General features: G+C 29.7%; 24 protein-coding genes. 15 read left to right on the forward strand and 9 right to left on the reverse strand.

Annotated elements, in window-relative coordinates; genetic code table 11:
* Position 1: 1 nt before the first annotated feature.
* Complete coding sequence (gene rbfA / locus EGM88_RS08195; RefSeq protein ID WP_123897486.1) at positions 2-394, reverse strand: 30S ribosome-binding factor RbfA; 393 nt, start codon at positions 392-394, stop codon at positions 2-4.
* A 368-nt stretch (positions 395-762) separates the two neighbouring features.
* On the opposite strand from rbfA, the gene EGM88_RS08200 reads away from it, so the two are divergent.
* From EGM88_RS08200 to truB, 4 genes are read left to right on the forward strand one after another with little or no spacing between them, the layout of a single operon-like run.
* Positions 763-1,641, forward strand: coding sequence for a cell division protein FtsX (locus tag EGM88_RS08200; protein WP_123897487.1), 879 nt, complete (start codon positions 763-765; stop codon positions 1,639-1,641).
* A gap of 1 nt (position 1,642) precedes the next feature.
* Positions 1,643-1,894 carry a DUF3098 domain-containing protein gene (locus EGM88_RS08205; RefSeq protein ID WP_123897488.1) on the forward strand — a complete coding sequence of 84 codons (252 nt, stop codon included), beginning with the start codon at positions 1,643-1,645 and terminating at the stop codon, positions 1,892-1,894.
* Between the two features lie 3 nt (positions 1,895-1,897).
* Positions 1,898-2,692, forward strand: coding sequence for an undecaprenyl-diphosphate phosphatase (locus tag EGM88_RS08210; protein WP_123897489.1), 795 nt, complete (start codon positions 1,898-1,900; stop codon positions 2,690-2,692).
* 2 nt (positions 2,693-2,694) lie between these two features.
* Positions 2,695-3,384, forward strand: coding sequence for a tRNA pseudouridine(55) synthase TruB (gene truB / locus EGM88_RS08215; RefSeq protein WP_123897490.1), 690 nt, complete (start codon positions 2,695-2,697; stop codon positions 3,382-3,384).
* Positions 3,385-3,545: 161 nt separating this feature from the next.
* On the opposite strand, the gene EGM88_RS08220 is transcribed toward truB, so the two are convergent.
* Complete coding sequence (locus EGM88_RS08220; RefSeq protein ID WP_123897491.1) at positions 3,546-4,154, reverse strand: thioredoxin family protein; 609 nt, start codon at positions 4,152-4,154, stop codon at positions 3,546-3,548.
* Between the two features lie 74 nt (positions 4,155-4,228).
* Entirely contained in the window at positions 4,229-5,170 is a 942-nt protein-coding gene (locus EGM88_RS08225) for an NAD-dependent epimerase/dehydratase family protein (protein ID WP_123897492.1), read from the reverse strand.
* Positions 5,171-5,353: 183 nt separating this feature from the next.
* Here EGM88_RS08225 and EGM88_RS08230 point away from each other — a divergent pair, with 183 nt between their 5' ends.
* Positions 5,354-5,854, forward strand: coding sequence for a hypothetical protein (locus tag EGM88_RS08230; RefSeq protein WP_123897493.1), 501 nt, complete (start codon positions 5,354-5,356; stop codon positions 5,852-5,854).
* 66 nt (positions 5,855-5,920) lie between these two features.
* Positions 5,921-6,412, forward strand: coding sequence for a DUF6646 family protein (locus EGM88_RS08235; protein ID WP_123897494.1), 492 nt, complete (start codon positions 5,921-5,923; stop codon positions 6,410-6,412).
* Between the two features lie 26 nt (positions 6,413-6,438).
* On the opposite strand, the gene EGM88_RS08240 is transcribed toward EGM88_RS08235, so the two are convergent.
* The 3 genes from EGM88_RS08240 to EGM88_RS08250 all read right to left on the reverse strand — a co-directional run bounded on the left by EGM88_RS08240 (position 6,439) and on the right by EGM88_RS08250 (position 9,127).
* Complete coding sequence (locus EGM88_RS08240) at positions 6,439-6,912, reverse strand: regulatory protein RecX (protein ID WP_123897495.1); 474 nt, start codon at positions 6,910-6,912, stop codon at positions 6,439-6,441.
* A gap of 116 nt (positions 6,913-7,028) precedes the next feature.
* Entirely contained in the window at positions 7,029-8,567 is a 1,539-nt protein-coding gene (locus tag EGM88_RS08245) for an Rne/Rng family ribonuclease (RefSeq protein ID WP_123897496.1), read from the reverse strand.
* A 269-nt stretch (positions 8,568-8,836) separates the two neighbouring features.
* Complete coding sequence (locus tag EGM88_RS08250; RefSeq protein WP_123897497.1) at positions 8,837-9,127, reverse strand: HU family DNA-binding protein; 291 nt, start codon at positions 9,125-9,127, stop codon at positions 8,837-8,839.
* A 133-nt stretch (positions 9,128-9,260) separates the two neighbouring features.
* Here EGM88_RS08250 and mutY point away from each other — a divergent pair, with 133 nt between their 5' ends.
* The 5 genes from mutY to EGM88_RS08275 all read left to right on the forward strand — a co-directional run bounded on the left by mutY (position 9,261) and on the right by EGM88_RS08275 (position 13,847).
* The gene (gene mutY / locus EGM88_RS08255; protein ID WP_123897498.1) at positions 9,261-10,295 is read left to right on the forward strand and encodes an A/G-specific adenine glycosylase; all 1,035 of its coding nucleotides are present in this window, start codon (positions 9,261-9,263) and stop codon (positions 10,293-10,295) included.
* A gap of 71 nt (positions 10,296-10,366) precedes the next feature.
* Positions 10,367-10,816 carry a single-stranded DNA-binding protein gene (locus EGM88_RS08260; RefSeq protein ID WP_123897499.1) on the forward strand — a complete coding sequence of 150 codons (450 nt, stop codon included), beginning with the start codon at positions 10,367-10,369 and terminating at the stop codon, positions 10,814-10,816.
* 21 nt (positions 10,817-10,837) lie between these two features.
* Positions 10,838-12,154 (forward strand): gliding motility-associated protein GldE, encoded by a 1,317-nt coding sequence (gene gldE / locus EGM88_RS08265; protein WP_123897500.1) that lies wholly within the window; start codon positions 10,838-10,840, stop codon positions 12,152-12,154.
* On the forward strand, positions 12,138-12,704 hold the full coding sequence (gene gldD, locus EGM88_RS08270; protein ID WP_123897501.1) for a gliding motility lipoprotein GldD: 567 nt from the start codon (positions 12,138-12,140) through the stop codon (positions 12,702-12,704). The genes gldE and gldD overlap by 17 nt, the downstream gene beginning before the upstream one ends.
* Positions 12,705-12,788: 84 nt before the next feature.
* Positions 12,789-13,847 (forward strand): COX15/CtaA family protein, encoded by a 1,059-nt coding sequence (locus EGM88_RS08275; RefSeq protein ID WP_123897502.1) that lies wholly within the window; start codon positions 12,789-12,791, stop codon positions 13,845-13,847.
* A 60-nt stretch (positions 13,848-13,907) separates the two neighbouring features.
* On the opposite strand, the gene EGM88_RS08280 is transcribed toward EGM88_RS08275, so the two are convergent.
* Together EGM88_RS08280 and EGM88_RS08285 are read right to left on the reverse strand one after the other, a co-directional pair.
* Positions 13,908-14,225, reverse strand: a complete 318-nt coding sequence (locus EGM88_RS08280; RefSeq protein ID WP_123897503.1) for a YtxH domain-containing protein — start codon at positions 14,223-14,225, stop codon at positions 13,908-13,910.
* 83 nt (positions 14,226-14,308) lie between these two features.
* Positions 14,309-14,686, reverse strand: a complete 378-nt coding sequence (locus EGM88_RS08285; RefSeq protein WP_162497557.1) for a heavy-metal-associated domain-containing protein — start codon at positions 14,684-14,686, stop codon at positions 14,309-14,311.
* Positions 14,687-14,945: 259 nt separating this feature from the next.
* Here EGM88_RS08285 and rplU point away from each other — a divergent pair, with 259 nt between their 5' ends.
* The 4 genes from rplU (at position 14,946) to dut (ending at position 17,858) form a co-directional block, all read left to right on the forward strand.
* Positions 14,946-15,590 (forward strand): 50S ribosomal protein L21, encoded by a 645-nt coding sequence (rplU, locus tag EGM88_RS08290; protein WP_123897505.1) that lies wholly within the window; start codon positions 14,946-14,948, stop codon positions 15,588-15,590.
* A gap of 41 nt (positions 15,591-15,631) precedes the next feature.
* Entirely contained in the window at positions 15,632-15,892 is a 261-nt protein-coding gene (gene rpmA / locus EGM88_RS08295) for a 50S ribosomal protein L27 (protein WP_123897506.1), read from the forward strand.
* A gap of 87 nt (positions 15,893-15,979) precedes the next feature.
* The gene (locus EGM88_RS08300; RefSeq protein ID WP_123897507.1) at positions 15,980-17,446 is read left to right on the forward strand and encodes an oligosaccharide flippase family protein; all 1,467 of its coding nucleotides are present in this window, start codon (positions 15,980-15,982) and stop codon (positions 17,444-17,446) included.
* Positions 17,427-17,858, forward strand: a complete 432-nt coding sequence (dut, locus tag EGM88_RS08305) for a dUTP diphosphatase (protein ID WP_123897508.1) — start codon at positions 17,427-17,429, stop codon at positions 17,856-17,858. Before EGM88_RS08300 ends, dut begins: the two co-directional genes overlap by 20 nt.
* A gap of 34 nt (positions 17,859-17,892) precedes the next feature.
* Here dut and EGM88_RS08310 read toward each other — a convergent pair whose 3' ends face one another.
* The gene (locus EGM88_RS08310; RefSeq protein WP_123897509.1) at positions 17,893-18,255 is read right to left on the reverse strand and encodes a helix-turn-helix domain-containing protein; all 363 of its coding nucleotides are present in this window, start codon (positions 18,253-18,255) and stop codon (positions 17,893-17,895) included.
* Positions 18,256-18,353 lie beyond the last annotated feature (98 nt).

The raw sequence follows: 18,353 nt of genomic DNA on the forward strand, positions 1-18,353 counted from the left end.
TTTATCGTTTTTGTCTTTTTGATAAAATATTTGGATTTTTTATTGGATTTTCAACATCTCCTTTTAAAGATTGATCTATACTTTCTATATAGTCTAAAGAATCGTCTAAATAAAAAGTAAGATTGGGCATACGACGTAATTGATTTTTTGTTCGCTGAGCCAATTCGTGCCTAATTAAAGGAGTATTAGATGTTACACCTTCCATTATTTCTGTAGCCTTATCAGTAGGAAAAATACTTAGATATACTTTTGCATCAGATAAATCTGAAGTTACATTAACTTTAGTTACCGAAATAATTACGCCTTTCATTCCATCTCGTGCTGCATGCTGTAATACATCCACTAAATCTTTCTGTAAAACACTGGCTATTTTTTTCTGTCTATTTGTTTCCATAATGCAAAAATAGGTTATAAAACTGAACTTTTGTTTTAAGCTGTTATTTTATATTACAATATTGCTTATTAAATAAATAAGTTATTCAAAAATAGTAAGACTTACTATTTATTTAATAAAAAATTAAGCTAAACTTTGAGTATCAAAACAAAATATTAGGGTATTTACTACAAAAAATTGGAATGGGTTTTTAATCAATTTACACCTACAATTTAAGCAAAAATAAGTATATTGCGACGCAATTTTCTAACACGTACAGAACAAATAGCTACAGTTATTTCTTCTTAATGGTTTTGTAAAAAGTTCATTACAGAAGTGATAAATGGGTAACAGAAAAAGTTATCATCAGAAAATTTAATTTTTTATCAATGAGTACATCTTTTGAAAAATATCAAAAAAGGCGACTAAAATCTTCCTATTTTTCTGTAATACTAAGTATCGCATTTGTATTATTTTTATTGGGATTGTTTGGACTTTTAGTTTTAAATACGAAAAAAGTTTCGGATTACTTTAAAGAGCAATCTTCAATTACAATTTTTCTAAAAGACAATGCTGATCAACAAAAAGTAAAAAACTTACAAACTCTATTAGAGAGCGAGCCGTATACAAAATCTATCACCTATATTTCAAAAGATGAAGCTGCAAAAATAGCAATTGAAGAAAATGGTGAAGACTTTATGGAGTTTTTGGGTTACAATCCTTTAAAAAATGCTTATGATTTATTTATAAAAGCAGATTATGTATCGCCTGAAAAAATGACTGAAATTGAAAAGAATTTAGCAAAAAATGAAGTTGTTTATGAAGTTTCTTATGATAAACCTCTAATTGACTTATTAACTAAAAACATAAAACGCATCAGTCTTTGGGTACTTGTTTTTAGTAGTATATTTGTCTTCATTGCAATGCTTTTAATTAATAACTCTATTCGATTGTCAGTTTACTCGAAAAGATTTACAATAAAAACTATGCAATTGGTTGGTGCCACAAAACGTTTTATTAGAAAACCTTTTGTTTGGAGTAGTATTAAGCTGGGTGCATTAGGTGCACTTGTCGCTTTAGTTGCATTAGCCATTGCTATGTATTATTTAAATATTAACTTTCCTGAATTTGGATTTTTAGAAAATAAAGAATTATTGGCTATTCTATTTATCAGTATTTTTTTAATGGGAATTATAATTTCATGGATAAGTGCTTTTTTTGCAACACAACGGTTTTTAAATTTACGAACAGATCAATTATATTATTAAGATGAATAAAAAAGATATCCAAAATAAACCGAATAGTGAATTTCTTTTTAGCAAGAAGAATTATATGATAATGGTTGTTGGTCTAGTAGTAATTGCTATAGGCTTTATATTGATGGCTGGTGGTGGCAGCGATGACCCAATGGTTTTTAATGAAAAAATTTATAATTTTCAAAGAATTAGATTAGCTCCTACTCTTGTACTTATTGGCTTAGCCATAGAAATTTTTGCTATTTTTGCCAACCCCAACAAATAATTCATGAGTTACATAGAAGCTATTATTTTAGGCCTAATTCAAGGCTTAACAGAATTTTTACCCGTATCTTCAAGTGGACATTTAGAATTAGCTAAAGCTATATTTGGCGACAATTCTTTACCCGAAGAAAGTTTAACCTTTACTGTAATCTTACATTTTGCTACAGCTTTAAGTACTTTAATTGTATTTAGAGCAGAAGTATTTCAAATTTTTAAAGGATTATTTCAATTCAAATGGAACGATGAGATGATTTTTTCATTAAAAATTATTATTTCTATGTTTCCTGCAGTAATTATAGGATTATTATTTGAAGAACAATTAGAATCATTTTTTGGAGGTAAAATTTTACTTGTAGGATGTATGCTTTTGGTTACAGCCATTTTATTATTATTGGCAGATAGAGCAAAAAATACAACCAAAGACGTTTCCAACACTAACGCTTTAATCATAGGAATTTCTCAAGCCATTGCTATGTTACCAGGTATTTCTAGATCTGGTGCAACCATTTCTACATCAGTTTTATTAGGTATTGATCGTACCAAAGCTGCTCGATTTTCATTCTTAATGGTAGTTCCATTAATTTTTGGAAAAGTAGCTAAAGACATCATGAGTGGAGATGTAAATTTTGAAAATGCACAATTTGGACAAATGTCTTTAGGTTTTTTTGCCGCCTTTATTTCAGGTTTATTTGCTTGTACATGGATGATTTCTTTAGTTAAAAAAAGTAAACTTTCATATTTTGCAATCTATTGCACCATCGTTGGATTAGTTGCTATTGGTTATGCTCTATTCTTTTAACAATGACTGTAGAAGATTATAAAAACGGACAAGTTATTCTGATTGATAAGCCCTTAAAGTGGACTTCCTTTCAAGTTGTAAACAAACTACGATGGGCAATAAAACAGCGTTTTAATATAAAAAAAATTAAAGTTGGTCATGCTGGCACTTTAGACCCTTTAGCAACAGGATTATTAATTCTTTGTACCGGAAAGTTCACAAAAAAAATTGACGAATTTCAAGCTCAAGTAAAAGAATATACGGGAACTTTTACTGTGGGTGCTACAACACCTTCTTACGACTTAGAAACTGAAATTAATCAGCATTTTAAAATTGATCACATAACCGATGAATTAATTCTCAATGCAACTCAACAATTTATTGGAGACATTCAACAAAAACCACCACTATTTTCTGCTTTAAAAAAAGATGGAAAACGTTTATATGAGCTTGCTAGAGCGGGAGAAACCACAGAAATTAAATTACGAAATATAAATATCTCTGAATTTGAAATTACAGCTATAAACTTACCAAAAATTGAATTTAGAGTTGTTTGTAGTAAAGGTACTTATATTCGTTCTTTAGCATATGATTTTGGCAAAGCATTAAACTCTGGGGCTCATTTGTCTGAATTAAGACGTACAAAAATTGGAAACTTCAATGTAAATAATGCTATCAGTATAGACTCTTTCTTAACTGAATTGAATAATTAACCTATTTAAAGAGCAAAAAATAAATTTTTAATAATAAAAAACACCAAATTCATTATGAACTTGGTGTTCTCAATAAAGCATGAACCACCACATGCAATTTAATTATGTATAAATATAGTCTCTAATTATATAATTTTACAAAAGCAACATTCTTATAATTTTTAGACCAACTGACCTACATTTAACAACTCTAACAAGTCGCTTTCTATAGATTTACCTTTATCTAAATTATACCAATTTTGCAACTTTTCTTTAAACGCAGCATCTAATACACCATATTTCTCTTTCTGTTCCATTACCATCTGAGTTGCAACTGTTGGTCTTGGACCAAAAGTACCCGACACTTCTAAGCTTTCAGCATTTATCATTATTAATTTAGGAATTGACTTACCTCCATTGGTTAAAAATTGATTCATTAATTCTTCATTTTCATCTCGCAACACAATTTTTAATTCAATATTTTCTGAAGCCTCTGCTACTTTATTGATTATTGGTAATACTTGAGCAGCGTCACCACACCACCCTTCTACTAACACCAACCATACATACTTTTCAGCAACACTTTTTAAAGCTTCAACTGTACTTTCAGCAACGGAAAAAGTTTTATCCAAACGTTTCATTCTACTGTTATTCAATTTGCTATAATGAAGCAACTCTTCTGATTGATTTGGACCTGTAGATTTACCTTCTTTTAAAAGCCCTGCAACCAAATCTCTATATTGTTGATATGTAATTGCGTTTTCTAAACTATTTTTTATAATATTTTTCATCTATCTGTTTATTTTTTTAGCCAGCAAATTTAAGATTTAATTAGTCGGTGCTTTGTTACAAATATTACAATAACTTAATTATTCTTTAAATTCTGCAACATTACTTGAGTCATTTTCTCCAAATCAAATTTAGGTTTCCAACCCCAATCCTTTATAGCCTGACTGTCATCAATACTCTGTGGCCAACTATCAGCAATTTTCTGTCTAAAATCAGGTGTGTAAGTTATTTTAAAATCTGCAATGTGTTTTTTTATAGATTCTGCTATTTCTTTTGGTGTAAAATTTACTGCACTAATGTTATAAGAAACAAAATCTTCAGGAACTTCTGCTTCCATTAAATTTATAGTAGCATCAATTGCATCATCCATATACATCATAGGTAATCTTGTATCCTCTGATAAAAAGCAATCGTAAGCTCCATCTTCTAACGCTTTATGATAAATTTCTACAGCATAATCTGTAGTACCACCTCCAGGAGGTGTTTTCCAGCTAATAATTCCAGGATAACGAACACTTCTCACATCAATACCATACTTTGTTTTATAATATGCACACCAGCGTTCTCCTGCCAATTTACTGATGCCGTAAACTGTAGAAGGTTCAGAAATGGTTACTTGTGGTGTGTTTATTGTCGGAGTACTTTTCCCAAATACGGCTATAGAACTTGGCCAAAATACCTTTTTTAGATGTCCTTCCTGAGCCAACTCAAGCACATACATCAAACTATTCATATTTAAATCCCAAGCTCTATGTGGATATTTTTCGGCAACAACGGATACCATAGCAGCCATTAAATAGACTTCAGAAACATTGTGCTTTTTAATAATATTTAAAATGGAGTTTTTATAGGTTGCATCTAATATTTCAAACACACCTCCTTGCATTAATTCATTATACCCTTCTTTTATGTCAGATGCAATAACTTTATTATTTCCATAAACATTGCGTAACTTAAGTACTAGTTCAGAGCCTATCTGTCCACAAGCTCCAATAACTAGTATAGTAGAATTATTCATATTTTCTAATTTGGTAGTGTCGCAAATTTAATAAAATATTTATGTCATTCTCTTCAGTAGGTTACTAATTTATTTAACTTTGTGCATAGACTTTTCGTAATTATGACACACTATATAAAAACATTAAGCCTTTTATTTTTAGTTACACTTTTATTCTCTTGTAAAAATACCAAAAGAGATATAATGAAACAAAGTGATGTTGTAACAGATTCTATTAACGAAACAGATAAAAAAACGATAAGAGCAATTGGAGAAACACTTACACCAAATGCCAAAAAAAAAGTTGAGAATTGGGTCGCATATAAACAGTTAGATAATTTATTAGATAATTTTTATAGCAGTTCACCTAATGAGGTATTAAATCTTTCAAAAGAACTATCTACTACCACAAAACAATTAAAAGATTCTATTAAAATAGAAAGGTTTAAACAACCAGATGTACTTATTAGAATTAATGTTATTCATAATTATGCGTTGCGTTTAGCTGATATGTCTACAATTCCCAGCATTACAGCTGATGAAGTAAAAGAAGAAACTCAAAATATTTTAGATGCTTTTTCAGCCTTAAACTCAAAAATCAATAATTTAACAAAAACAGAAGAATTAGAAGAAGAATTAAAAGAATATGACGCTCCTATTTTGTTAGAAAGGGAAGACTCTCTATTAACCAAAGATTTAAAATAAAGTATTTGATAATTTCTATTCTAAAAACGAAATACTTGTAATATATTTGCTGAAAAAATATTACGCATGAAAAACATACTCACTATTGGTCTTTTACTAAGTTTTTTATTTACTAATGCACAAGCTTTTACCGGCAAAGAAGATAGCAAGTTTCAAGTAGGTGCTAATTTTCAACATAATGCAACTTCTATAAATGTAACTTATGATTACGGATTAGGTGAGAATTTTTCTGTAGGCGTAGTATCTTCCTATGCTTTAGGCATACCTGAATCAGTAGATGCTTCATTTGACAATCGATTTGACTTAAAAGCTAGATTTAATGCCAACATTGGTTCTGTATTAAATATAGATGAAAATTTTGATTTTTATCCAGGATTAAGTTTTAGTTTAAAGAACTTTGGCGGTCATGCTGGTGCTCGTTATTTTTTCAGTGATGGTTTTGGAGTATTTACTGAAGTTAATTTTCCTATAGCCAAATATAAATCTGGTGATTTGACCCCTGCTCAAGAAATTCACAATCAATTCACTGTTGGTATTGGTACAGTATTTAACCTTTAAAAACTGAAATTAGATTACCTTAAACATCACGAGGTCAATTCTAATACTTTATCATAAACAAGATGGCTTTCCCATCCACGATAACGTAAATAATCTATCAATTTTTTTCTTCTTTTCTGAATATCTGTTTCAGTTAGTTGTGCATTCTTTTTTTCAGCTAGCTCATTAAATGTAGCCAGATACTCATCTTCATCAATTTCTAGTAAAGCTTTTGTTATGTTATAACTTGTAATCTTTCTATGTTTTAATTCCCTAACAATTCTATCTTTGCCCCATTTTTTTATATAAAACTTACCTCTCGCATAACTTTTTGAAAAACGCTCTTCATTTAAAAAATCATGTTCTAACAAATGTAATATAACCTCTTCTTTCTCTTTAGAAGATAAATACATTTCATAAAGTTTACTTTCAATTTCTGCATGACAACGTTCTTGGTAAACACAGTAACTTTCAAACTTTCGTTTGGCTTCTTCTAATGTATAAAATTTTTTATTTTTCATAATAAATGTGTCCCAATTAGCATGAACAAAACAAAGTTACTTTGAAATATGAAATTTAGGCAAAAAAAAACCTGCAAATTAAATTTGCAGGTTTATTATGATATAATAATACTACCTTATTTTATCTCGTTGTCATCTTTATCAAAAAAATGATATTCAAGATATTGGTAAGCATCTCTAGGTATAACTTTAATCCACTTTTTATATTTAAAAAACCATTTTTGTTGAATCGAGGGCACCCCCTTTTTAAGATAAGATTCTACAAAGGAATGAGTATGAAGTGTTATTCCTTTTTTAGACTTATCAATAATCCGTTCTAAATGATTTTCTATTTTATCTACCAAAATTATGGGAGCCTCAACTTCGCCATTTTTATTTGGATTTTCTTCTTTTGTTTTAATGACCATCTCAGGCCTTACACGTTGCCTTGTAATTTGTACTAAGCCAAATTTACTAGGAGGTAAAATTTTATGCTTAGTTCTGTTTGACTTCATTTCTTTCTTTAAATGATCATACAACTTTTGTCTATGACTTGCTGTATGCATATCTATAAAGTCTACTACTATAATACCTCCCATATCACGCAATTGCAACTGTCGAGCTATTTCAGTCGCTGCAATTAAATTTACTTCTAGTGCAGTGTCTGCTTGCGAATTGGCTTTATTTGAACGATTACCACTATTTACATCAATTACATGCAATGCTTCAGTATGTTCAATAACTAAATATGCTCCTTTTGGCATTGATACTGTCCTACCGAATGCTGTTTTTATTTGTTTCTCTATACCATACTTTTCAAATATTGGCAATTTAGCTTTATATAATTTGACTATAGAAACTTTTTTAGGAGCAATACGCTCTAAATAATGTTTTAATTCTTCATACAATTCAGCATCATCAGTGACAATACTAGTAAATGAATCATCAAAAATATCACGTAAAATAGAGGAAGCTCTATTTAATTCAGACAGCACTTTTGCTGGAGCTTGAGCTCTAGGCAAGTGTTTACTTAAGTTGACCCATCTTTGTAAAGAGTTTTGTAAATCTTTATCTAGTTCAGCAACTTTTATACCCTCGGCAACCGTTCTTAAAATAACGCCAAAGCCTTTGGGTTTAATACTTTTTGCAAGTCGTTTTAGCCTTTCTTTTTCTTTTTTGTTCGATATTTTTTGAGATACCGAAACTCTATCTGAGAAAGGTACTAATACCAAATATCTACCAGCAATAGAAAGTTCAGAACTTATTCGAGGCCCTTTGGTTGATATCGGCTCTTTAACAACTTGTACTAATAAATTTTGACCAGCTTTTACAACTTGGTCAATTGATCCATTTTTATTTATGTCTTTTTCTAAATGGAAGTCTTTTAAAGTGTAATCTTTTAGTTTACCCGTGCTTACTAACTTAATGTACTTTGTTAAAGATAACAGTTGCGGTCCTAAATCATGATAATGTAAAAAAGCATCTTTTTCACTACCTACATTTACAAAAGCCGCATTTAAACCTGACAAGGTCTTTTTAATTTTAGCTAAAAAAATATCACCAACATTAAAATTATTGTCATTTGTTTCTTTATGTAACTCATTAAGTCTACCATCTTTTAATAAGGCAAAATCTATATCAGAGGAAGTTGATCTAATTATTAATTCTGTTTTCACTCTGTATAAGTTTTGTATCTATACCTAATAAGGTATAGACTGATTAAAAAAATGTTTACGAGTTTTTTTATTAACCCGATGAAATTTGTGTTTGCAAATTTCTTTTCAAAGAACGATTTGATACTACTAAAAAGAAAAAATAGCTTAAGCTATTTTTTCTTTTTGTGTCTGTTTTGTCTACTTCTTTTTTTACGCTTGTGAGTAGATATTTTACTGCGTTTTCTTTTTTTACCGCTTGGCATAATCTATATCTGTTTTATTGTGAATACTTATTTTACTGGCACATTTTTTTTAACACCTTCTACAAATACTTTAGCAGGCTTAAAAGAAGGAATGTTGTGTGCTGGAATTTTTATAGTTGTATTTTTAGAAATGTTTCTACCTGTTTTTTCTGCTCTAGTCTTAATAATAAAACTACCAAAACCTCTTAAATAAACATTTTCATTGCTTTCTAGTGAATCCTTTACTTCTTTCATAAAATCTTCAACTACTCTTAATACATCAACCTTTTCAATACCAGATTTTTCTGAAATATTGGCTACAATCTCTGCTTTTGTCATTCTAAATTTATTTTATTATTGTTATAAGTGTATTTTTTGGCTGGCAAAGATAAAACAATAAATCAATTTTAACTAGCCTATCTGTTAAAATTTAAAGGTATAAATCCTTAATTTTGCGTGTTTTATTAAAACTATGGTTTTTTCAGAAATATTAATAAATTGGTATGAACAAAATAAACGCGATTTACCATGGCGTAAAACTACCAATCCTTATCACATATGGTTATCAGAAATTATACTACAACAAACTAGAGTAAATCAAGGGTTAACGTATTATAATAAGTTTGTAAACACCTTTCCTGACATAAAAGATTTAGCAACCGCTGACGAAGAAAAAATACTTAAATTATGGCAGGGATTAGGTTATTATTCAAGAGCAAGAAATCTTCATTTTTCTGCTAAATATATAACAAACGAATTAAATGGAAAGTTTCCGAATACCTACAAAGACCTTTTAAAACTCAAAGGCGTAGGAGATTACACAGCCTCAGCCATTGCTTCTATTAGTTACAATAAACCTTGTGCAGTTGTTGATGGTAATGTTTATAGAGTTTTAGCGAGATATTTTGGAATTAAAACAGCTATTAATAGTCCCGAAGGTATCAAATATTTTAAAAAATTAGCAACACAGTTATTAGATATTAATAATCCCGCAACATTCAATCAAGCAATAATGGAATTTGGTGCTATTCAATGTAAACCAAAAAATCCTGATTGTAATACCTGTCCTTTACAAAATTCATGCAAAGCTTTTTCAAACAAAACAATTGACAAACTACCCGTAAAACATAAAAAATTAACTATTAAAAATAGATTTTTCAATTATTTAGTAATTATAAATGCCAATAACAATATTATAATAAATCAACGTACAGGTAAAGGTATATGGGAAAACCTATACGAATTTCCTCTCATTGAAACTCATCAAGAAATTGATATAAATGAACTTATTCTAATGGATGAATTTCAACAAATAATTACTGAAAAGAGTGAGATCTCATTATTTAACCATAAACCAATTACACACAAGCTATCTCACCAACATTTATCAGTTAAATTTTGGATAATAACTACGAAAAAGAAATACAAAAACAGCATTTCATTAGATCGTTTGAAAAAATATCCAGTACCAACTTTAATAAACAACTTTATAGAAGTCTATTTTTAACTTTTGAATTTAATATTTTTAACTATATTAGATTTATATTTTCATTATCTTTGACAACAATTATTAAAACAATGGCTGGTACACTAAATAAAGTAATGTTAATTGGGCATTTAGGTGATGAAGTAAAAATGCACTATTTTGAAGGAGGTAATTCTATTGGAAGATTTCCTATAGCTACAAATGAAACTTACACAAACAGACAAACAGGAGAAAGAGTAACTACCACCGAATGGCATAACATTGTCGTTAGAAATAAGTTAGCAGAAATTTGTGAAAAATATTTAAGTAAAGGCGACAAAGTATATGTTGAAGGAAGAATCAAAACCCGACAATGGGATGATCAAAGCGGCTCTAAACGATATACTACAGAAATTCATGCATTGGAAATGACTTTTTTAACGACTAAAAAAGATATAGATAGCCAATCTAAAAGTACACCCACTGCATCTTCTGCAGAACAAACTATTAAACCTCAAATTAATGAGGCTCCGCAAGAAAATGACGACGATTTACCATTTTAAGTTTAATTTAACAGCATAATCTTGGATCCCGAACCTTCGAGTTTATTTTTACTAATTACTATAGACTGGTCTTTTGCCACTGGAATGATTGCTCTTATTATTTTATTAATAATATCTGCTTTAATTTCTGGATCAGAAGTTGCATTTTTTTCTTTATCAAAAACAGAATTAAACAATGCTGAAGACTCAAAGAAAAACAACTTAGTATCCTCCATATTAGAACAACCAAAAAAATTATTAGCAACTATCTTAATTACTAATAATTTTATCAATATTTTAATTGTTTTGCTTTTTGCTTACTTAGGCAATTACCTCTTTAGCAATATTTCCAATGCTTTACTACGCTTTGGGCTGGAAGTGATTTTAGTCACCTTTTTAATTTTATTATTTGGTGAAGTACTACCTAAAGTATATGCCAACAGAAATGCCCTGAAATTTGCCACCTTTATGGTAAACCCTATAAATGCCTTACGTATTTTACTTACTCCTCTAAGTATTCCACTTTTAAATTTAACAGGAATAATAGAACGAAGGTTAGGTAAAAAAAATTCAGATTTTTCTGTAGAAACACTATCTCAAGCTTTAGAATTAACAACTGAAGAAGGTACCTCAAAGCAAGAACAAAAAATATTACAAGGAATTGTAACTTTTGGCAACACTGAAACTGTTCATGTAATGTGCCCTAGAACAGATTTATTTGCTTTACCTGATAGTGATAACTTCTCTGAAGTAGTTGCTAAAATTATCAAACACGGACACTCTAGAATTCCAGTATATCACGAAAATATTGACGAAATTATAGGAGTGTTATATTCTAAAGATTTATTACCTCATCTTAATAAAAAAACATTTAATTGGAAAAAAGTAATCCGAGAACCATTTTTTGTTCCTGAAAATAAAAAATTAGACGATTTACTTAAGGAATTTCAGGAAATGAAAAATCATTTAGCCATTGTTGTTGATGAATACGGAGGTACCTCTGGAATTGTAACTTTAGAAGATGTTATTGAAGAAATTGTTGGTGATATTAGTGACGAATTTGACGATAATGATTTAAGCTATTCTAAAATTGATGCAAACAATTATGTGTTTGAAGGTAAGATTGCCTTGAAAGACTTCTACAAAATATTAAAAATTGATGAGTCTATATTTGAAGAAAACAAAGGTGAAGCCGAAACGTTAGCTGGTTTTATTTTAGAAATAAATCAAAAGTTTCCACTATTAAATGAACAAATACTATTTAATGACTATATTTTTAAAATAGAAGTGATTGAAAAAAAACGTATAAAACAAATAAAAGTAACAAAACCTGATACACAAAATGTTACCACTACTTAAAAACATTTCACTAGCCATAATTGCTATTATACTATTTACCTCGTGCAATTCTGAAGAAGTATTACCTAAACCTAAGGCCTATTTACGTTTAGAATACAGCCCTCCAACTTATAAAGAAATAATCTCTGACTGCCCTTATAATTTTGAAATATCTGATTTGGCTCAAGCTGAATTTAACCAAAAATGCTGGGTAAATATTAAATATCCAAAACTAAAAGCTTCACTTAATATTACCTACAGACCCGTAGAAAACAATCTTGCCGAGTTATTACGAGAGTCTGAAAAACTGACTTACAACCATACAATAAAAGCAGACAACATTATATCTACTAATTATGAAGATATTTCTTCTAAAAAACATGGTGCTTTAAGAGAAGTTATTGGAAATGCTGCCTCACCACTACAGTTTCATTTGACGGATAATACTAAACATTTTGTAACAGGAGCCTTATATTTTAAAGCAAAACCCAACTATGATTCAATTTTACCTGCAGTTAAATATATTGAAAAAGATCTTCAGCACATTGTAGAAACATTAAAATGGAAATAACTTTTACACACCTTTGTACCCTCTAATTAAAAAAACAACATTTAACAAATACCATTAACAATAGTAACTTAAAGATTTTTAAAATTGACTCTTTCAAATTATAAATACTCAAAAACAATTAGAATTTGGTTAATTATTGGTTTGGTTATGCTAATTGGACAAGTTGTACTTGGTGGCATAACTCGATTAACTGGATCTGGACTTTCGATAACTCGATGGGATATAGTTAGCGGAACAATTCCGCCTTTAAATGTAGAACAATGGCAAGAAGCTTTTGACCTTTACAAAGAAACCCCACAATACCATAAAATTAACTCGCATTTTGACCTTTCTGACTTTAAATTCATTTATTTCTGGGAATATTTTCACAGACTATGGGTGAGAATTCTAGGGTTTATTTTTCTAATCCCCTTCATTATATTTGTTATTAGAAAAAAAATTGACTTTTATTTAATAAAACGACTATTTCTAGTTGTACTATTTGCAGCACTTACTGCTTCCGCAGGATGGATTATGGTAAAAAGTGGCTTAGTTGACCGCCCTTGGGTAAACGCTTACAAACTAACCTTGCATTTTATATTAGCATTAACAAGTATTGTATTTATGGTTAAAACCATTGCCGACGTGTATAATTTCAATAACAATTCAGAAAAAAAACCAGGTATTATTATACCAATTTTTATAGGTGTTACCTATATTCAAATGATTTTTGCAGGACTTATGGCTGGTATGAAAGCAGGATTGTATTATCAATCATGGCCAGATATGAATGGATATTTCATTCCAAAAGTACTTCACCAATTAGAAAATTGGAAATGGATGAACCTTACCAACTACGACACCTTCATATTTGCCCCTGCATTAATACAGTTTATTCACCGCTTATTAGCATATCTTCTAATTTTTTTTACGGTGTATTTGTATTACACCTATAGAAAAATAACTTCTAGATTGTCAAAATTATGGTTAAACATAATTACAATTCTAATATTTGTACAACTAACATTAGGAGTATTGATTGTTTTAAACATAAACCCTGGCATACCATTATTTTATGGCGTTATGCATCAATTGATAGGTTTACTATTTTTCATTAGCCTATTCTTTTTTTACTTTTCATTAAGAAAAGAACCAACAAAATAATTTACAAAAAAAAGGCTTCCAAATTGGAAGCCTTTTTTTATAGAGTTTTAATGTTAAGAATTAGTTAGTAACTGCTTCTTTAACATCATTTGCTTTTTCTTTTACTGCGTCAACAGTTTTTTCAGCACCCTCTTTAACGTCTTCTACAACGTTCTCAGCACCTTCTTTTAAATCTTCAGCTTTAGCTTTAACAGAATCAACTGCTTCATTAGCTGTATCTTTTACGTCCTCAACCGCTTCTTCAGCAGTATCTTTTACGTCTTGTGCTGCTTCTTCTACTTTATCCATAGTGTCGCCAGCTTTGTCTTTAGCTTCTTTACAAGAAACTGCAATTAAACTTACTAAAGCAATTGCTAATAATCCTTTAATTAATTTCATTTGTTTTAAATTTAGTTTTAATACGTTAACGAAACGCAAAATAACTAATTATATTTCATGTAAACAAAGGTTTTTTTACTTTTTTATTCAGTCTTTCGAACTTCAACTACATCATACAGATCACCACCTGCAACTGCCTCAACTATTTCAACTATCTCATTCTCAGTAATCTTACTAGAATCAAACTCTACAATTCCAGATTTTTTTTCAAAACTTATCTCTGCTAATTTAACCCCATCTGCCTTAGAAAGCTTCGACTGAATAGTTCTAGCACAGCCAATTTCACAGGTCATTCCCTCAATTTTTAATGCAACTTTAGTCAATTTTGAAGCAATAGCACCATCCCCATTCTCAATTTGCCCATTAGAATCTTCAAAAGTTTTAGTAGTTACATAAGTTTTAGTCTCATTATTCTTGGAATCAACACCACATGAAATAACTAAACTTGTTAACGTGAGCAATAAAACTGTTTTTAAAACTTTCATCTCTATCAGTTTAAGATACCGCAAAATTAGTAAAAATAAACAGGCAAAATACCTAATATAATCTTAAAATTAAGTTAATGAAGCGTTTAATCTCTTGACTAACAATTTATAAATTTAATACGTACAACAAATTTTACACTTTAGATATTGATTATTTCTAAAATTGAAGTATATTTGCACTCATTTTTTAACAAGCAAACCCAAATTAAATGGGTTTTATAAAAAACATTAATTTATGTACGCAATTGTAGAGATAGCAGGGCAGCAATTTAAAGTTGCTAAAAACCAGAAGGTTTTTGTACATCGTTTACAAGATAAAGAAGGTTCAAAAGTGACTTTTGATAACGTTCTTTTACTAGATGATGGCAAAGTAACCGTAGGTGCCCCAGCTATAGAAGGTGCAGCAGTAACTGCTAAAATCCTTAAACACCTTAAAGGTGACAAAGTAATCGTTTTTAAGAAAAAACGTAGAAAAGGTTATAAAGTAAAAAACGGACACCGCCAATATTTATCTGAAATTCAGATTGAAAGTATTGTTGGAAGTGGAGCGAAAAAAGCTAAAAAAGAAGAACCAAAAAAGGAAACTTCTAAAAAAGCTGAACCAAAAGCAGCTGCAAAAGTAGCAACTGCTGATGACCTAAAAAAAATAGAAGGTATTGGTCCTAAAATTGCAGATATTTTTGTTGAGGCTGGTATTGATACTTTTGCTAAATTAGCTAAAGCTTCTCAAGAAGAATTAAAAGCTATCTTAGAAGGTGCAGGATCTAGATATGCATCTAAAAACCCTGGTTCATGGCCAAAGCAAGCTAAAATGGCTGCTGAGGGTAAATGGGATGAGTTAAAAAAATGGCAAGATGAGACCAAAGGTGGTATTGAATAATAGCACCTCAAAAAATGTTTAACAATTTAAAACTATAAATCATGGCACATAAAAAAGGTGTAGGTAGTTCTAAGAACGGTAGAGAATCAGAATCGAAACGACTTGGCGTTAAAATTTTTGGAGGTCAAGGTGCCGTTGCGGGTAATATAATTGTTCGCCAAAGAGGTACTAAACATCATCCAGGAGAAAATGTATATATGGGTAAAGACCATACTTTACATGCTCAGGTTGATGGTATTGTAAAATTTACAAAGAAAAAAGATAATAGATCTTACGTTTCTATTGATCCAATAGAAGCTTAATTACAATATCTTAAATAGAATATAAAAACCCTTACCTTCTGGTGAGGGTTTTTCTTTTATATTTGTAACTACTATAAAAAATTAAACTTGAGTTCGTTACATCGATTTTTTAAAGACACTGTTATTTATGGAGTGGCTGCGGTTTTACCTAGGGCCATTAATATACTTTTAACAAAACTTCATACCGAAAAACTTGAAACAGATAAGTTCGCTGAGAACACTTGGTATTTTGTTTTTGCAGCTTACTTTATTGCTTTTTTAACCTTTGGTTTAGAAACTGCTTTTTTTAGATTCTTCTCAAAAGAAAAAGAAAAAGGCAAAGTAGTTTCTACTTCATTTTTAACATTAATTACATCAACAATTTTATTTTTAGTTGTTTTACTATCTTTTAATAATCAATTAGCTCAGTTGCTAGGTTTTGAAAATCCGCTACATTTAAAAATATTAACGTTTGTTACCGCATTTGATTTACTTGTTGTAATACCTTATGCTTACTTAAGGGTAACAAACAGACCAATTAAATTTGCGTTTTATAGAATATCTAATATAATTATCTATGCTTTCTTCAATCTATTCTTTTTGTGGTTTATTCCTTACGCTATAAAAAATAATATTTCAATACCTACTACAATTGTAAATTATTACCAATCTACACCTACGGTAGTTTTTATTTTTATAGCCAATTTAATTGCCAGCTTTGTTACTTTCTTAATGTTACTTCCCTCAATGTTTAAATTTGGTATTGACTTTGACAAACAGATATTAAAAAAAATGTTAGGATATGGTATTCCTATAATGGTAGGAAGTTTGGCATATACTACCAATGAAAATTTAGATAAATTACTTTTAGGTGATATGATTGGTAAAGAGCAAATGGGTATTTATGCAGCCTGTTATAAATTAGGCGTTTTTATGACTTTATATATTACGGCCTTCAAATTAGGTGCAGAACCTTACTTTTTTAATCAATCAGATAAAGCAAATGCAAAAGATAACTATGCCAAAATTTTAACATGGTTTACTATAATTGGAGCATTTTTTATGCTATTTGTTGTTGTTTATATTGACTTTTTAGCAAGCTTTATAATAGCCGATGAATATTTTGGTGCCTTAGCTATTGTTCCTATTATTTTACTAGCCAATTTATTATTAGGTGTTTACAACAACCTATCTGTTTGGTATAAACTAACTGACAGAACAAAATATGGTATGTATTTCTCTATTTTTGGTGCGGCTATTACCATTGTTCTAAATTTAATATTCATTCCTATGTACGGGTTTATGGCTTCTGCTTGGGCTACTTTAATTGCCTATGGTGGAATGACTTTAATATCTTATTTTTATGGCAAAAAGTATTATAGCGTTCCCTATAAAATGAATAAAATAGTATTATATATTATACTTTCATTTGGCTTATCAATACTATCATATTACCAATTTAAAGACAATTATTATATATCTACTTTATTTGTTTTAATGTTTATTGCTTTTATATATATTAATGAAAAAAAAGAAATAAAAACCATTTTAAAAAATGACTGTAAGAATTATTAACAAATCAAAACACCCTTTACCTAATTACGAAACTTCTGCTTCTGCAGGAATGGATTTAAGAGCTAATATAGATACACCTATCACATTAAAACCATTAGAAAGGATTATCATTAAAACAGGACTATTTATCGCGTTACCTGTTGGATACGAAGCACAAGTACGTCCTCGTAGTGGCTTAGCAGCTAAAAAAGGAATTACAGTACTTAACGCTCCTGGTACTATTGATGCTGATTATCGTGGTGAAATTGGTGTGATACTAGTCAATCTTTCAAATGAAGATTTTATCGTGAACGACGGAGAACGCATCGCTCAACTTGTCATTGCTCAATATACCCAAGCCAAATGGGAACAAGTCGAAATTTTGGATGAAACCAAACGTGGTGCAGGTGGATTTGGAAGTACTGGCTTATAGAGTTGAGATTGATTGAATGATACAGTTAAAAATACTATTTTAAATTTCCATTTAACCTTTCAATTTTCTCTTTTAACAAAGCAATCATTTCATCTTTTTCCTTAAGCCTTTCGGTAAACTGCCTATTCATTTTATCAACTAACTCTTTATCATCATCTGCATTTTTTTGAATATCTCTTATAGCTTCTATAGTAACGATTTCCAACTCCATAAAAAGTTCTAAAATATCATAATTCATCAGTTGACTAAATTTTGACAATCGTGCTAAGCCGATTTTGCTTTTATTACTTTCTATATTAGACCACGTTTTTTGTGAAATTTCTAAAAAATACGCAACATGTTTTTGTGAGAGATTATTAGCTTCTCTAAGCTTTTTTAACTTATGTCCTATTTCCATAGCTTGGGTTTAGCGACCCCTTATTGTTAGACTCTTTAGACTCTTTAGACTCTTTAGACTCTTTAGACTCTTTAGACTCTTTAGACTCTTTAGACTCT

The organism is Aureibaculum marinum (assembly GCF_003813905.1).
In the GTDB taxonomy this organism is placed as follows: domain Bacteria; phylum Bacteroidota; class Bacteroidia; order Flavobacteriales; family Flavobacteriaceae; genus Aureibaculum; species Aureibaculum marinum.

Bases quoted from the DNA above. Each gene is read 5' to 3' on its own strand.
- rbfA (WP_123897486.1), bottom strand. From the start codon at position 394: ATGGAAACAAATAGACAGAAAAAAATAGCCAGTGTTTTACAGAAAGAT.
- EGM88_RS08200 (WP_123897487.1), top strand. From the start codon at position 763: ATGAGTACATCTTTTGAAAAATATCAAAAAAGGCGACTAAAATCTTCC.
- EGM88_RS08205 (WP_123897488.1), top strand. From the start codon at position 1,643: ATGAATAAAAAAGATATCCAAAATAAACCGAATAGTGAATTTCTTTTT.
- EGM88_RS08210 (WP_123897489.1), top strand. From the start codon at position 1,898: ATGAGTTACATAGAAGCTATTATTTTAGGCCTAATTCAAGGCTTAACA.
- truB (WP_123897490.1), top strand. From the start codon at position 2,695: ATGACTGTAGAAGATTATAAAAACGGACAAGTTATTCTGATTGATAAG.
- EGM88_RS08220 (WP_123897491.1), bottom strand. From the start codon at position 4,154: ATGAAAAATATTATAAAAAATAGTTTAGAAAACGCAATTACATATCAA.
- EGM88_RS08225 (WP_123897492.1), bottom strand. From the start codon at position 5,170: ATGAATAATTCTACTATACTAGTTATTGGAGCTTGTGGACAGATAGGC.
- EGM88_RS08230 (WP_123897493.1), top strand. From the start codon at position 5,354: ATGAAACAAAGTGATGTTGTAACAGATTCTATTAACGAAACAGATAAA.
- EGM88_RS08235 (WP_123897494.1), top strand. From the start codon at position 5,921: ATGAAAAACATACTCACTATTGGTCTTTTACTAAGTTTTTTATTTACT.
- EGM88_RS08240 (WP_123897495.1), bottom strand. From the start codon at position 6,912: ATGAAAAATAAAAAATTTTATACATTAGAAGAAGCCAAACGAAAGTTT.
- EGM88_RS08250 (WP_123897497.1), bottom strand. From the start codon at position 9,127: ATGACAAAAGCAGAGATTGTAGCCAATATTTCAGAAAAATCTGGTATT.
- mutY (WP_123897498.1), top strand. From the start codon at position 9,261: ATGGTTTTTTCAGAAATATTAATAAATTGGTATGAACAAAATAAACGC.
- EGM88_RS08260 (WP_123897499.1), top strand. From the start codon at position 10,367: ATGGCTGGTACACTAAATAAAGTAATGTTAATTGGGCATTTAGGTGAT.
- gldD (WP_123897501.1), top strand. From the start codon at position 12,138: ATGTTACCACTACTTAAAAACATTTCACTAGCCATAATTGCTATTATA.
- EGM88_RS08280 (WP_123897503.1), bottom strand. From the start codon at position 14,225: ATGAAATTAATTAAAGGATTATTAGCAATTGCTTTAGTAAGTTTAATT.
- rplU (WP_123897505.1), top strand. From the start codon at position 14,946: ATGTACGCAATTGTAGAGATAGCAGGGCAGCAATTTAAAGTTGCTAAA.
- rpmA (WP_123897506.1), top strand. From the start codon at position 15,632: ATGGCACATAAAAAAGGTGTAGGTAGTTCTAAGAACGGTAGAGAATCA.
- dut (WP_123897508.1), top strand. From the start codon at position 17,427: ATGACTGTAAGAATTATTAACAAATCAAAACACCCTTTACCTAATTAC.
- EGM88_RS08310 (WP_123897509.1), bottom strand. From the start codon at position 18,255: ATGGAAATAGGACATAAGTTAAAAAAGCTTAGAGAAGCTAATAATCTC.